Source organism: Streptomyces zagrosensis (assembly GCF_014203645.1).
GTDB lineage: Bacteria > Actinomycetota > Actinomycetes > Streptomycetales > Streptomycetaceae > Streptomyces > Streptomyces zagrosensis.
Genome location: NZ_JACHJL010000014.1, coordinates 46,025 through 59,267 on the forward strand (window position 1 = coordinate 46,025; position 13,243 = coordinate 59,267).

13 protein-coding genes are annotated in these 13,243 nt (G+C 68.0%); 8 read left to right on the forward strand and 5 right to left on the reverse strand.

What is annotated here, in order from left to right; genetic code table 11:
- Positions 1-56: 56 nt before the first annotated feature.
- The gene (locus FHS42_RS24260; protein WP_184575425.1) at positions 57-1,466 is read right to left on the reverse strand and encodes a hypothetical protein; all 1,410 of its coding nucleotides are present in this window, start codon (positions 1,464-1,466) and stop codon (positions 57-59) included.
- Between the two features lie 173 nt (positions 1,467-1,639).
- Here FHS42_RS24260 and FHS42_RS24265 point away from each other — a divergent pair, with 173 nt between their 5' ends.
- Positions 1,640-2,833, forward strand: a complete 1,194-nt coding sequence (locus tag FHS42_RS24265; RefSeq protein WP_184575427.1) for an RtcB family protein — start codon at positions 1,640-1,642, stop codon at positions 2,831-2,833.
- A gap of 78 nt (positions 2,834-2,911) precedes the next feature.
- On the opposite strand, the gene FHS42_RS24270 is transcribed toward FHS42_RS24265, so the two are convergent.
- Positions 2,912-3,706 carry an SDR family NAD(P)-dependent oxidoreductase gene (locus FHS42_RS24270; RefSeq protein ID WP_184575429.1) on the reverse strand — a complete coding sequence of 265 codons (795 nt, stop codon included), beginning with the start codon at positions 3,704-3,706 and terminating at the stop codon, positions 2,912-2,914.
- Between the two features lie 190 nt (positions 3,707-3,896).
- Between FHS42_RS24270 and FHS42_RS24275 the strand changes: the two genes are divergently transcribed.
- On the forward strand, positions 3,897-4,337 hold the full coding sequence (locus tag FHS42_RS24275) for a PepSY domain-containing protein (protein ID WP_184575431.1): 441 nt from the start codon (positions 3,897-3,899) through the stop codon (positions 4,335-4,337).
- A gap of 274 nt (positions 4,338-4,611) precedes the next feature.
- Here the strand turns inward: FHS42_RS24275 and FHS42_RS24280 are convergent, their stop codons facing one another.
- Entirely contained in the window at positions 4,612-4,947 is a 336-nt protein-coding gene (locus tag FHS42_RS24280; protein ID WP_184575433.1) for a YnfA family protein, read from the reverse strand.
- 324 nt (positions 4,948-5,271) lie between these two features.
- On the reverse strand, positions 5,272-5,847 hold the full coding sequence (locus FHS42_RS24285; protein ID WP_184575435.1) for an HD domain-containing protein: 576 nt from the start codon (positions 5,845-5,847) through the stop codon (positions 5,272-5,274).
- Between the two features lie 203 nt (positions 5,848-6,050).
- Here FHS42_RS24285 and FHS42_RS24290 point away from each other — a divergent pair, with 203 nt between their 5' ends.
- From FHS42_RS24290 to FHS42_RS24315, 6 genes are all read left to right on the forward strand, one after another.
- Entirely contained in the window at positions 6,051-7,205 is a 1,155-nt protein-coding gene (locus tag FHS42_RS24290) for a helix-turn-helix domain-containing protein (RefSeq protein ID WP_246495367.1), read from the forward strand.
- A gap of 113 nt (positions 7,206-7,318) precedes the next feature.
- A complete protein-coding gene (locus FHS42_RS24295; RefSeq protein ID WP_184575439.1) occupies positions 7,319-7,489 on the forward strand; it encodes a hypothetical protein in 171 nt (56 codons plus the stop codon).
- The gene (locus tag FHS42_RS24300) at positions 7,486-7,962 is read left to right on the forward strand and encodes a hypothetical protein (protein WP_184575441.1); all 477 of its coding nucleotides are present in this window, start codon (positions 7,486-7,488) and stop codon (positions 7,960-7,962) included. Before FHS42_RS24295 ends, FHS42_RS24300 begins: the two co-directional genes overlap by 4 nt.
- The gene (locus tag FHS42_RS24305) at positions 7,959-8,258 is read left to right on the forward strand and encodes a DUF7848 domain-containing protein (protein ID WP_184575443.1); all 300 of its coding nucleotides are present in this window, start codon (positions 7,959-7,961) and stop codon (positions 8,256-8,258) included. The genes FHS42_RS24300 and FHS42_RS24305 overlap by 4 nt, the downstream gene beginning before the upstream one ends.
- A 326-nt stretch (positions 8,259-8,584) precedes the next feature.
- The gene (locus FHS42_RS24310; RefSeq protein ID WP_312867017.1) at positions 8,585-9,613 is read left to right on the forward strand and encodes a metallophosphoesterase family protein; all 1,029 of its coding nucleotides are present in this window, start codon (positions 8,585-8,587) and stop codon (positions 9,611-9,613) included.
- Between the two features lie 324 nt (positions 9,614-9,937).
- Positions 9,938-12,157 (forward strand): family 2 encapsulin nanocompartment cargo protein terpene cyclase, encoded by a 2,220-nt coding sequence (locus FHS42_RS24315; RefSeq protein WP_184575447.1) that lies wholly within the window; start codon positions 9,938-9,940, stop codon positions 12,155-12,157.
- Between the two features lie 142 nt (positions 12,158-12,299).
- Here the strand turns inward: FHS42_RS24315 and FHS42_RS24320 are convergent, their stop codons facing one another.
- Entirely contained in the window at positions 12,300-13,178 is an 879-nt protein-coding gene (locus FHS42_RS24320; protein WP_184575449.1) for an alpha/beta fold hydrolase, read from the reverse strand.
- Between the last annotated feature and the right edge of the window lie 65 nt (positions 13,179-13,243).

A 13,243-nucleotide genomic window follows, 5' to 3' on the forward strand; every position in this document is an offset into this window, starting at 1 on the left:
GGCACGGTACGCGGTGACGGCGTCCGGTCGGCCGAACCGTGACGGTACTCGCCGGGCTAGTCGCTGAAGTGCCCGGGGAGCTTGCGGGCGAGGTTCTGCGCCTTCTCCTGGAGCTCCGCGCTGCTGGGAATGTGCTGCGGATCGGTTGACCACTGGTCGTATTCGACCGTGACGATGACGTTGGACGACCGGAAGACAATCGTGATGTCGCGGTGCACCCCGGAGTCGGCGGTGCTGAACTCATCGTTCAAAAACGCCTCGTCGCCGAGCCCATCGAGCTGGCGCGGCGCGAGATCGAGGCCGTCGTCCCCTTCGTCGCCCTGATCCCCTTCATCGCCTTGGTCACCCTCATCGCCTTGGTCACCCTCACCGCCGCCGCTGTCCGCATCGCCGTCACCCTCGCCCGCACTGGGGGTGGCGTCGGGGCCGGCAGAATCGCCGCCGCCGGAGGGAGTGGCGGACCCCACACCGGGCGGGGCGCTCGGCTGCGTACCGACCCCGGGTGTCTCCACGTCGTGGTCGAGGCCGCGGTCGAGAGCACCGGACGCGCGAGCGTCCGTAACACCCGTGACGTCCGTAACACCTGTAGCGCCCGTAACACCCGTAACGTCCGCAACGACGGAATGGGCGCCGAAGACCGAGGTGCCGACCGTCTCACTGCCGGACAATTCCGCACTGGCCGATTCCGCGCTGGCCAATCCCGTACCAGCCGACTCCGAGCTGGCGTTGGCATCGCTGTCATCGCCTGCTGACGCCAGGCGCCAGGAGGCGGTGTTGGCCGGGTCGCCCGAGCCCGTACGGAAGTCGCTGCCTGGGCCGCCGTCCGGGCCGTCCCCGGGGCCTCGCACAATGCCCGGGTCGGCCGGGTCGGCTGTTTTGGCTGGGCCGATCGGCTTGCCGGTCGCGTCCGGCGGTGCGCTGCCCTTTGCGCTGGGCCCGGTGCCCTTGGGCTGGGGTGGCGCCGAGCCCGTTCCCTCCGGGCTGGTCGGGCTGCCCGGAGTCGGAGTAGGGGTCGCAAGGGGGATCTTCGCGGCCGACGCCTTCTTCGTATACGCCGCCGCCGCGCGGTCGTCGTCGCCGACCTTCGGGTCGTACGACACGACGCGCTCAAAGTCGAGCGTCAGATGCCGGGAGCCCTCGGGCGTCGTGAGCTTCCAGCGGCAGCCGACACGTCGATCGGTGTCGTACGTGACGGAAGGCTGGCCCTCGAACGCCGCCTCCTGCGCCTCCTCGTCCTGGTCTTCCAGGCCCGGCAGCATGGAACGGAGCGTGTCGCCCTCCACGGTTCCGCAAGGTTCCGGGAGGGTACGGAACTTGCCGGGCCGGGCATGCGTCGTGGAGCTGAAACTCCCGGGCTTTCCGTCGTCGCTACCGCTGGTGGTGGTCTCGCCGCTGCATGCGGCGAGCCCCGTGACGAGCACGGCGGCGGTCAGCGCGGTGCCCGATAGGTACGGCCTTCGCTGCACTGTCCGCGGCTCCCTTCCCCGGAAAATTGGTTGCCGCGCCAGGGCGGCCGGTGGAGACAATGTTTACCTCAACCGCTAGCGCGTGTGCCGGTTCGCGGCCGTGAATGTGGCGCGAGGTCCGGCTTTTTCCTTTTCGGTATTTTTCTGTCTTTCACGGGGGAATGGAGTATGTCGTGTCGTACACAGAGGTAGCGGGCGCGCGCGTTCCGATTCGGATGTGGGCCGATCCTGCCACGGTCGAGGGCGTGGCGATGCAGCAGCTTCGTAACGTCTCGACGCTGCCGTGGATCAAGGGCCTGGCCGTCATGCCCGACGTGCACTACGGCAAGGGGGCCACGGTCGGCTCCGTCATCGCCATGCACGGCGCGGTCTGCCCGGCGGCGGTCGGCGTGGACATCGGCTGCGGGATGAGCGCGGTGAAGACGTCGCTGACCGACCGCGACCTGCCAGATGACCTGTCGCGGGTGCGGTCGAAGATCGAGGAGACGATCCCGGTGGGTCGTGGCATGCACGACTCGCCGGTGGACCCGGGACGGCTGTACGGCCTTGAGACGGCAGGCTGGGACGACTTCTGGTCCCGGTTCGACGGGATCGCCGACGCGGTGAAGTTCCGTCTGGAGCGCGCGACCAAGCAGATGGGGACGCTGGGCGGGGGCAACCACTTCGTCGAACTGTGCGTGGACGACCAGGGGGCCGTGTGGCTGATGCTGCACTCCGGCTCCCGCAACATCGGCAAGGAATTGGCCGAATACCACATCGGCCAGGCCCAGAAACTGCCGCACAACCAGGGACTCGTGGACCGTGACCTCGCGGTTTTCATCGCAGACACCCCACAGATGGCCGCGTACCGCAATGACCTGTTCTGGGCGCAGGAGTACGCGAAGAAAAACCGATCGGTCATGATGGCGCTGTTCCAGGAAGTGCTGCGGCGCGAGTTCCGCAAGGCCCGGGTGACGTTCGACGACATCATTTCCTGCCACCACAACTACGTCGCGGAGGAGCAGTACGACGGAATGGACCTGCTGGTGACCCGGAAGGGCGCAATCCGAGCCGGGGCGGGGGAGTACGGCATCATTCCGGGTTCGATGGGCACCGGCTCGTACATCGTGAAGGGCCTCGGCAACGCCGCGTCCTTCAATTCGGCCTCGCACGGCGCGGGCCGCAAGATGAGCCGCAACGCCGCGAAGAAGCGCTTTTCGACCCAGGACCTGGAGGAGCAGACGCGGGGCGTGGAGTGCCGTAAGGATGCCGGAGTGGTGGACGAGATTCCGGGCGCGTACAAGCCGATCGAGAAGGTCATCGAGCAGCAGCGCGACCTGGTGGAGGTCGTGGCGAAGCTCAAGCAGGTCGTTTGCGTGAAGGGCTAACCCTGCGCGCCCCGCCCGCCCCCCCTGGCTACCAAAGCTCCCCGCGCGTCAACCTCCTATGCCTCAGCTCCCCGCGCGTCAACTCTCGCGGTGCACCTTGGAGTTGGACGCCTGGGCGCGGGGGCGGAGAACGAGCAGGTCCACGTTGACGTGGCTGGGGCGGGTGACGGCCCAACCGATGGTGTCGGCCACGTCGTCGGCGGTCAGGGGCTCGGCGACGCCCGCGTAAACGGCGTCGGCCTTCTGCTGATCGCCACGGAAGCGGGTGGTGGCGAACTCCTCGGTCTTCACCATCCCCGGCGCGATCTCAATGACGCGGACCGGGGTGCCGCACAGCTCAAGCCGCAGCGTCTCGGCGAGGACATGCGCACCGTGCTTGGCGGCGGCGTATCCGGCGCCGCCCTCGTACGTCGCGTGCCCGGCCGTCGAGGACACGATGACAACGGTGCCTGCGCCGCCGCCTGCGCCAGCGCCGGGGTGGTCCGCCGACGCGGTGAGCGCCGGCAGCAGGGCCTGGGTGAGATGGAGCGTGCCGAGCACGTTCGTCTCGTACATGGTGCGCCAGTCGTCCGGGTCGGCGGTGGCCACCGGGTCGGCGCCCAGCGCCCCACCCGCGTTGTTCACCAGGACGTCGATGGACGGGTAGGCGTTGAGTGACGCGGCAAAGGCATTGACGGCGGCACGGTCGGTGACGTCCAGCGGGTACGCGACGGCCTGCTGTCCGGCCGCCGTCAGTTCGGCGGCGAGCGCCTCGATCCGGTCCGCTCGACGCGCGGTCAGGACGACGCGGTAGCCGGTGGCGGCGAGCCGGCGCGCGGTCGCGGCCCCGATGCCGCTGCTCGCGCCGGTGATGACGGCGGTGGGTGCGGCCATGGGTGCCTCCTGGGTGCGGCGGTCACGATCTCCGTACGCAGGATATGACGGGCCTGCATGGGTGCTCCATGGCCGTCCGTTCGGGGGGAACGGGCCGCGAACTTGGTACGCCCGATGCGAGCGCGGGAGGTATGACAATAAGCCTGGCGTCGATGCCGGGCGGAGAACCCGTGAATGAGGAGCGGAATTCATGTCCGTACGCATCCTTCGGCGCTGTAGCGCCGGTTTCGCCGGTGCCGTCGCCGCGGCGGCCCTCGCCATCGCGACCCCGGCAACGGCCGTCGCCGACCAACACCAGACGCACCACAACCGGCACCACGGCTCGCACGCCCACGGCAGCCACCACGGCCACCAGCACGGCAGCTGCCACGACCGGTCGGCGTCCGCATACCACCACAACCGGCACCACGGACGGCACCACGCGCTGCCGATCCGCACGGCGATCGACATCGCCGAACGCCGCGTAGGCGGCAAGGCGGAGAGCGCCGAGCGCGAGTACCAGCGCGTCAACAAGAACGACCGACACAAGCGGCACGTGTGGGAAGTTGAGGTCAAGCGGCACGGCCAGGTCTACGAGGTGCTGCTCGACGCGTACACCGGGTGCGTGCTGAAGGTGTCGAAGGACGACTGACGCGGGTGGCTGGCGCGACCGGCTGATCCGGCTGGTTGGTGCGGGTGGCTGACCCGGCTGGTTGGTGCGAGTCGCTGACGCGGCTGGTTGGCGGGACCCGCTGACCCGGCCGATTGGTGCGGGTGGCTGGCGCCGGCTCACTGGGCGCATCGGCTTACGCCAGCGCTGGCCGGGCGGCGGCTTCCGCCGCGCATCTCCTCGTCCGTGCGTTTCCGGCCGATGACGGCGGGCGGGACGCACGGGCGGGGCGGGGTGATGCGGCCCTCGTCGGCGGTCAACCGCCGCGCGGCGCGTACATGATGACCGCGACGCCGGCCAGGCAGATCAACGCCCCGCTCACATCGAAGCGGTCGGGCCGGTACCCATCGGCCACCATGCCCCAGGCGAGCGACCCCGCGACGAACACGCCCCCGTACGCGGCAAGGATGCGCCCGAACTCCGCATCCGGCTGAAGCGTGGCGACGAACCCGTACGCCCCCAGCGCGATGACCCCCGCCCCGATCCACAGCCACCCGCGGTGCTCGCGTACGCCCTGCCACACCAGCCACGCCCCGCCGATCTCCAGCAGGGCGGCGAGGACGAACAGGGCGATGGACCGGGTGGCGAGCATGACGGCAGCGTACGGAAGCGGGGCGCCCGCACGCCCGACCACCCAGCGGGGCATCTGTCGCTCGCGACTGGTGCTGGGTTGGGTGGCCTTCCGCGTGCCCGCTGGCCGCTCGCTGGAGTGCCTGCGTGCGTGATGCCGGAGTTCGCGGAAGTGAATGAAAACCGGGGTGCGGCTCGGTAACGTTGCAGGTCGCGGAGCGTGGTCCCCGCGGGCGCGGGGGTGGTCCGTGACGCAGTCACATACGGAAATCCGGAGGTGGCGGTCCCGCGGGCGCGGGGTCGCCCTCACCAGCCAGATGGCACGTCCTGGGCAGGTGGGTCTCCACTACCGCAGGTACGTGCGCTGCCAGTCCGCCGACGACATGCCTTGTGCAGCCTCAGCTAGCTTTATCGCCGATGCCGTCTTGAGTTTCGCCCGTGTGCTGTCAACCCACTCGGACGCGTTGCTGTACCCCTGTTCCAGGTATTCGAGTCCCTGGATCATGCATTCCAGCTTGTCTGCGTCGTGCGCGATCAGCACCTCGACGGAGTCGCCGGTTTCGTACTCATCGACCACAGCCTGAATGCCTGCCGCCACCACGGGATGCGCGTCAGCGACCTGGTCTCGGGTGACATCCTGATTCTTTGCAGCCGTCAGGTACCGACGCCCGATCCACGGGATGTCCCCGACGCGGGTCTCCTGAGTGTCATGGAAGGTGCACAACAGCGCCACCTTGGCAGCGTCCGCGCCCTCCAGCATGGCCAGGACAGCACCGATGACGGCGACACGGAAACTGTGCTCGGCGATTGACTCGGGGTCCCGGATACCCGCGATCCACCACCCGGACCTTCGGCCGCGCTTCAGCGCGCCCATCTCCATCAGGTAGCCCATGGAGCCCTTGGCGTGCTGATCATCAGACATGCGAGCTGTCCTCTCAACGAATCACCGGGTGCCCAGTCTCAGACCGTAGTGCACAGCGTCTAGCTCGCGCCGGGAATCCATAACCCTCACGCGAGGTGAGGCCGGCCCGCAACGCGCCCTAGACCAGGTCCGGTTAGCAGTACCGTGCTGGTGTCCACAGAATGGGGGATGCCGTGCACAATCACACCGACATCGGCGCGCGGATGCGCGACTTTCGCCTCATCCGCGACTACTCCCTACAGGAGCTGGGCCGCCGGTCTCACGTGTCTGCGAGCCAGCTCTGCCGTATCGAAAGAGGGGACCGGTACCCTAGCGAGCCCATTCTCGCTGCCGTCGCCCGCGCTCTCGGCGTCAACATCTCAGTCCTACGTGGTCAGCCCTATGTTCAGGCTTTGCAGCGCGATCAGATTGATGCGCTCCTTACCCCGATCAGCGCCGCGTTCGACGACTGGGACCTGCTCCCCGACGACGCCCCGCCACCTCGCTCCCTGCACAGCCTCGAAGCGGATATAGAAGCGCTCGTCAGCCTGCGGGTCGCGGCCGAGTTCATGGAGATCGCCGCACGCCTCCCAGGACTGGTCAGTGAGATCGCCATCACCACCCAACTCCAGCCCGCAGGGCACCGTCACGAGCGTGCCCACGCGCTGCAGGCCGAGGCTTCGCGTACGGCGGCCATCGTGGCCTATCGGCTCGGGTACATGGACCTGGCGCGGCTGGCCCTGTCCCGCATGGCTGTTGCTGCTCCGCACTCCGGCGACCCCCGGCAGGTGGCAATTGAGCGGTATGAGCGTGCGCAGATGGCCGCCGACAGTTCGCGCCTGAGCCGCGGAGTTACCCTGATGCGGCACGCGCTGCGTGATCTGGACGATGACGGAGACCGCGTCACCCGAGCCGTACGTGGCACTCTCCAGCTACGGGCCGCGGTTCTGTCGGCGCGTGACGGTGACGACACCGCCTCGGACGAGTGGCTGGCCCAAGCAACCGAATTGTCGACCGAAACCGGCGAAACGCGCGATTACGCCCTGTCGTTCGGGCCCCTGAACGTGCGGCTGCATCAAATCGCGACGGCGGGCGACCGGGACGATCACGCGAAGGCGTTGGAGCACGCCCGGACAGTCCGGCTGCCCGAGGGGTACGCGCCGACGCGAGCAGCGCACTACTGGATTGATCGGGCCCGCGCGGAGGCGTGGACCGCGCAGCAATCGGCGGCCTTGACCTCTCTGCATGCGGCGCGCGCGGCATCGCCCCAGCTCACCCGCTATCACCACTCGGTACATGCGACCGTGGCGACGCTACTGCGAGCACGCCAACGCGCGGAAGAGCCACTCCGTCAGTTCGCGGAGTGGTGTGGGATCTAGCAGCCGCACATACGCACGTCAAGGTCAGCGGCGTTGCCAATCGCGCAACGCAGCGGGCCTTGCGCGCGATCACTATGTAACGGTCAGTACGCACACCGTTACGGAGCTGCCCCATGTCTACTGCCGCTGCGCCCACCCCACCGCCCCACGACTGGATTCCGCCCGGTGGTGGGGTGAACTGGACCCGGGTCGGTGGCCTCGGTTGGCACGCGCTGACCCTGCCGACCTACCTCGGCAACCGCGTCCTCGCGCACCTCGGTGACGCCAGCGGCGCGGCGCGATGAACCTCCCCTGGTCCCCACCCGCCAGCACCGACGCCCTACCGCTCCCCGCAGGCCACATCTGGGACGCGGTACGTACCAACGTCGCGGTCGCCCGCTGCGCGTTCGCCTTCCTCGACCACGAACACCCCACCTCCGCAACCATCATCGACGCCTTCGGCGGCTCGGCCTACTGGCTCGTCCCCAAGGGCCGGGCCACCCGCGAACCCGGCCTGCCCTGGGACCGCATGAGCCACCACGTCACCCTCATCACCGGCGAACGCGGCGCCCATTACGTCGCCGTGCCACCCGCACACCACCGCACCAGCCCCGGCATCTACTGGCGCATCCCCCACACCTGGTCAGGGCACTACCTCACCGACCCCTACACCCTCGCCGCATTCCTCGAACCCGCCGCCCTCCACGTCCACGGCACACAAGCACTCGAAACACAGGCACTCGGGACACAAGCACTCACACAAGGGCCAACCACATGACCCGCAGCACCTACCGCTTCGTAGACATGGCCATCGGCCCCGACCCGCAAGGGGTGCCGTACGCCGTGCGCGCCACCTGCGTCACCTGCGGTGAACAGTCACCGCAACCCGAACCCGACCAAGGGCCGACAGGGCAACACAGCCAGGCGCAGCGCTGGTGCCGCAGCCACGCGGCCACCGATCACCCCGGTGGCCGCCACCTCCACTACACCGCAACGGTGACCTTCGGATGGCTGGTCACCCCGGCCGAGGACATCGGACCCGCCGCCGACGAACCCGCGTGGGGCCACCCGTGACGTACGAGTGGCCGCCGTCACCCGGGCCGCCGTCACCCGGGACGCCACCACCCGGCACCGGCCTCTCGGCTCGGCCCTGCCCAGGAGCCCGCACCCGCAATGGGGCGCGCACGCCCGGTGCGTAGAACTTGCCCGCGCCCTCCGAGCCCAGGGCGTTCGGCCCAGACCAGTAACGTGATCGTAATATTCACGTGCCGGTCATGCTCCGCTTTGCGCCACTTCCACGACCGCTCAGCACGCGCTGCTTCGCTGCTCAGGTACTCGGCCCCCGGCCCGTGGCGGACCATCGACCATCGCCGCGGGCTCTCAGCGATCAGGAGCCCCCAGTGAAACGCACCGTAGTGTCCGCCGCTGCCGTCCTCACCGCCGCGCTGGGCCTCGCAGCCGCCGCGCTCGTGCCTGCGGGCGCCAGTGCCGGTGGCCATGAGGCCAGAGAGCGGCATAGAGGCGTGACCTTCGACGTCGTCAGCGATGTGCAGGGAGACACGGCCGACTTCGGGCGGGCGCTCGACCAGATGAAGGGGCTGCCCGGCAAGAGCAGTGCCCTGGTGGTCAACGGCGACATCACCAACCGTGGATATCCGCAGGAGTACGCGGACGTCCGCAAGACGCTCAATGCGCATCCGCATCCGAAGAAGACGTACTTCACCATCGGCAATCACGAGTTCTACGTGCCGAAGTATTGCGACCCGTCGAAGCTGTGTCAGAGCACCTGGCCGAACGGCACAAAGGAAAGCACGCTCTTCCAGAACTTCTACGATTTCACCGGCCTGGACAAGGTCTATTACGAGCGCGTTGTCGATGGGGTGCCGATGTTGATGCTCGGTACCGAGAAGTACATGAAGTACCACGATGCCTCGAAGTGGGACGAGGTGTGGATGAGCGATGAGCAACTCGCTTGGCTTGACCAGCGTTTGGCGTACTGGCAGCGCAAGGGTAAGCCGGCGATGGTGTTCTCGCACCATGTACTGCCCAACACCGTGTCCGGTAGCCGCAACAAGCTCTACAGCGCCGACTACCTCCAGGCCGATCGACTCCTCGGCATCCTCGGTAAGTACAAGGACGCGGTCCTTTTCACCTCGCACACGCACTGGGACCTCGGTCTCTCCGACTGGGCCGTGCGCAAGGTCGTGCCCGGGACGGGCAATCTGGAGGGCTTCACCGTCGTGAACACGGGTGCCGTACAGACCTCGTGGACCGATGACGGAAAGGGTGGGGAAAGCGCGGTGTCCGGCAAGGAGAACAGCGGGCTTCGGGTCCGGGTCGAGAAGAAGGAAATCGTCATCAAGGCCCGGGACTACCTGCGGAACGACTGGATCAAGGAGATGCACATCCCCCTCCACCGAGGCCGTTGAGCCCCGCTCTTGCCCTGCCTTCGCCCTGCCCCTGCCGTACGCTGAGGTGGTTGATGGTCGCCTCGCCGTGCGGCTGGGGCGGCCCGGGGTGGCTCGGAGCGGCTTGGATGCGAAACGCGAGGAATGCTCGGGGGATAACCCGTGGCGTCTACGGGTAGTGCTGTGGCGGTCGGGGGTGAGGCATGGCTGGGGGTGACGGGCGTGGTATCCGAACGTATATCTGTCCGTCTTTCTTCTTCGTACAACTGTGCGTATTCGATGCACCGTCCGGCCTCTTCGTGAGCTCCTCACACCCCATGAGTCTCAGCGAGAGGTAGGCGCAACATGGCACAGCCGTTTGAATTGCCGGAATTTTACATGCCTTATCCGGCGCGGCTGAACCCGCATGTGGAGGAGGCCCGGGAGCACTCCAGTGCGTGGGCCCGGCAGATGGACATGCTGGAGGGTTCCGGGGTGTGGGACCAGAGCGACTTAGACGCCCACGACTACGCCCTGCTGTGTGCGTACACCCACCCGGACACCTCGGCGCAGGCCCTTTCGCTGGTCACCGACTGGTATGTATGGGTCTTCTTCTTTGACGACTACTTCCTCGAACAGTTCAAGTACACCCAGGATCGTGAGGGCGGCAAGCAGCACCTGGCCCGGCTGCCCGCCTTTATGCCGATGGACCTGGCGACACCGATGCCCGAGCCGGAGAATCCGGTCGAGGCCGGGCTCGCTGACCTGTGGAAGCGCACCGTTCCCAGCATGTCGATGGAATGGCGTGCCCGATTCGCTGAGAGCACCGAAAACCTGCTCAATGAATCGCTGTGGGAACTGTCCAATATCAACGCGGACCGGGTGCCCAACCCGGTGGAGTACATCGAAATGCGCCGCAAGGTCGGTGGGGCGCCATGGTCATCGGGTCTTGTGGAGTACGCGGTGGGCGCCGAAGTGCCTGCGTCCGTTGCCGCATCCCGCCCGCTGCGGGTATTGCGTGACGCCTTTTCTGATGGTGTCCATCTGCGTAACGACCTCTTCTCGTACCAGCGCGAGATCGAGGAAGAGGGCGAGATGAGCAATGGGGTGCTCGTCCTTGAGCACTTCCTCGGCTGCACCACTCAACAGGCCGCCGATGCCGTGAACGACCTGCTCACCTCCCGGCTCCAGCAGTTCGAGAACACCACCCTGCTCGAACTCGCGCCGCTGTTCGTCGAAAAGGGCCTGGACCCGCAGGCGTGCGCCGACGTCATGACGTACGTGAAGGGCTTGCAGGACTGGCAGTCCGGTGGGCACGAATGGCATATGCGCTCCAGCCGCTACATGAACGGCGGTGGCTCCGGCGCGGCCCCCCACAACCCGTTCACGCTCACCGGCCTCGGCACCGGGTCGGCGAACATCACCTCGCTGATCGCCGCTACGGGCCAGCGCGTCCGCTCCTCCTCCCACGTGCCCCACCAGAAGGTCGGCCCGTCCCAGGTGCCCGACTTCGACCTGCCGTTCCCGCTCCAACTCAGCCCACACCTGGACGCATCGCGACGCCACGTCATCGACTGGGCGCATCGCATGGGCATTTTGGAGGCGCAGCCGGGGGTGCCGCGCTCTGGTGTGTGGGACGAGCGCATGCTCGCCGGTTTCGACCTCGCGCTGTGCTCGGCCGGGCTCGATCCGGACGCCACGCCCGAGGAGTTGGACCTGAGCGCGTGCTGGCTGACGTGGGGAACGTACGGGGATGACTACTACCCCGTGGTGTTCGGCCACCCCCGCGACCTGGTCGGCGCCAAGGCGAGCACCGAGCGCCTGGGCGCATTCATGCCGCTGGACGACTCGCCCCCGCCACCCGCGGTGAACGCGATGGAACGCGGCCTGGCCGACCTGTGGGCCCGGACCGCGGGCCCGATGACTCCCGAGGCGCGCCGCACGTTCCGTGCGGCGATCGAGGACATGACGGCGAGTTGGCTGTGGGAGCTGGACAACCAGGCGCTGAACCGCATTCCTGACCCGGTCGATTACGTCGAGATGCGCCGTAAGACCTTCGGTTCGGACCTGACGATGAGCCTGTGCCGGTTGCGACACGGCCAGCAGGTCCCGCCCGCGGTGTACGGCAGTGGCCCGATGCGCTCCTTGGAGAACGCCGCGTCCGATTACGCGACGCTGCTCAACGACGTGTTCTCGTACCAAAAGGAGATCGAGTACGAGGGGGAAGTCCACAACGGCGTCCTGGTCGTACAGAACTTCTTCGACTGCGACTACCCGACCGCCCTTGGCATCATCCACGACCTGATGAACTCCCGGCTCCAGCAGTTCCAACACGTCGCCGCCCATGAACTCCCGGTCCTCTACGACGATTACGAGCTCTCCGACGAGGCTCGCCGGGAGCTGGACAGTTATGTGCGCGAGCTCCAGGACTGGCTGGCCGGAATCCTGAACTGGCATCGCCAGTGCATCCGGTACAAGGAGTCCGACCTGCGCCAGAACTTCGCCCCTAGGGGCGGCCCGCTTCCGCTCGGACCCACGGGCCTGGGCACGTCGGCGGCGCGCGTGCGGTTGCCTGCGGCGTCCTGAGCTGACGCTCGCGGCGTGCTGAACCGGTCTTACGGTGTTGGCTGAGTCCCCGCGGGGTGCTGACCTGGTGTCGGCGCGCCGCGGGGGGCGTCCGCCCGGCTCGGCAGAGGCTTCTCCGGACCCGCGGGGGTGCCCGCCCGGGCTAGCGGGCGAGGAGGTCGCGGAGGGCCTTGGCGATGTCGGCGGGGGCCTCCTCGGCCATGAAGTGGCCGTAGGTGACGGAGATGTGTCGGAGGTCGGGGGCCCAGGCGCGCCACAGGGCCGCGGCGTCGAAGCCGAGCGCGGAGCCCCAGTCCTGTTGGAGCACGGCGACCGGCATCCCAAGTTGCTGACCGGCGTCCCGGTCGGCCTGGTCGTGCTTGACGTCGATGCCGGCGGAGGCGCGGTAGTCGGCCACGATCGAGGGCACGGCGGCCCGGCAGGCGTCCAGGTAGGCGGCGCGTACGTCGCTGGGAATGGCCCGCGGGTCGCTCGTCCAGGCATCGAGGAAGTGGCCGAAGAAGGCGTCCGCGCTCGCGCTGATGAGCTGTTCGGGCAGGCCAGGGGGCTGGGCCATGAGGTACAGATGAAAGCCAACGGCCGCGGAGGTGCCTTGCATCACCTCCCACATGTCCAGGGTCGGCAGCACATCGAGGCAGGCCAGGTGGGTGACGGCCGAGGGGTGGTCGAGGGCGGCGCGAAAGGCGACGAGCGCGCCCCGGTCGTGCCCGGCCAGCGCGAACCGGTCATGCCCGAGCGCCCGGGCCAGGGTCACGATATCGGCGGCCATGGTGCGCTTGGAGTATGCGGTGCCATCGCCTTCGGCGGGCTTGTCACTGGCGCCGTAGCCGCGTAGGTCGGGGCAGATCACGGTGTGGTCGGTGGCGAGGTCGGCCGCCACATGCCGCCACATGAGATGGGTCTGCGGAAAGCCGTGCAACAGCACGACCGGGCTCCCCGTACCCGCGACGGCCGCGTGCAGCGACACGCCATCGGCGACGGGGACGCGCTGATAGTCGAAGTGAGCCAGGGTGGGCGCCATGACGGTGCCCCTTTCCGTAGAAGAGCGGGTACGTCACCAAGCCTGCTGGCCGCGAATGAGCATCG

What these genes read in the sequence shown, in the direction of transcription:
- FHS42_RS24270 (WP_184575429.1), bottom strand. Translation starts at nt 3,706, where the DNA reads ATGGCCGCACCCACCGCCGTCATCACCGGCGCGAGCAGCGGCATCGGG.
- FHS42_RS24315 (WP_184575447.1), top strand. Translation starts at nt 9,938, where the DNA reads ATGGCACAGCCGTTTGAATTGCCGGAATTTTACATGCCTTATCCGGCG.
- FHS42_RS24300 (WP_184575441.1), top strand. Translation starts at nt 7,486, where the DNA reads ATGAACCTCCCCTGGTCCCCACCCGCCAGCACCGACGCCCTACCGCTC.
- FHS42_RS24295 (WP_184575439.1), top strand. Translation starts at nt 7,319, where the DNA reads ATGTCTACTGCCGCTGCGCCCACCCCACCGCCCCACGACTGGATTCCG.
- FHS42_RS24320 (WP_184575449.1), bottom strand. Translation starts at nt 13,178, where the DNA reads ATGGCGCCCACCCTGGCTCACTTCGACTATCAGCGCGTCCCCGTCGCC.
- FHS42_RS24305 (WP_184575443.1), top strand. Translation starts at nt 7,959, where the DNA reads ATGACCCGCAGCACCTACCGCTTCGTAGACATGGCCATCGGCCCCGAC.
- FHS42_RS24285 (WP_184575435.1), bottom strand. Translation starts at nt 5,847, where the DNA reads ATGTCTGATGATCAGCACGCCAAGGGCTCCATGGGCTACCTGATGGAG.
- FHS42_RS24275 (WP_184575431.1), top strand. Translation starts at nt 3,897, where the DNA reads ATGTCCGTACGCATCCTTCGGCGCTGTAGCGCCGGTTTCGCCGGTGCC.
- FHS42_RS24280 (WP_184575433.1), bottom strand. Translation starts at nt 4,947, where the DNA reads ATGCTCGCCACCCGGTCCATCGCCCTGTTCGTCCTCGCCGCCCTGCTG.
- FHS42_RS24290 (WP_246495367.1), top strand. Translation starts at nt 6,051, where the DNA reads ATGCGCGACTTTCGCCTCATCCGCGACTACTCCCTACAGGAGCTGGGC.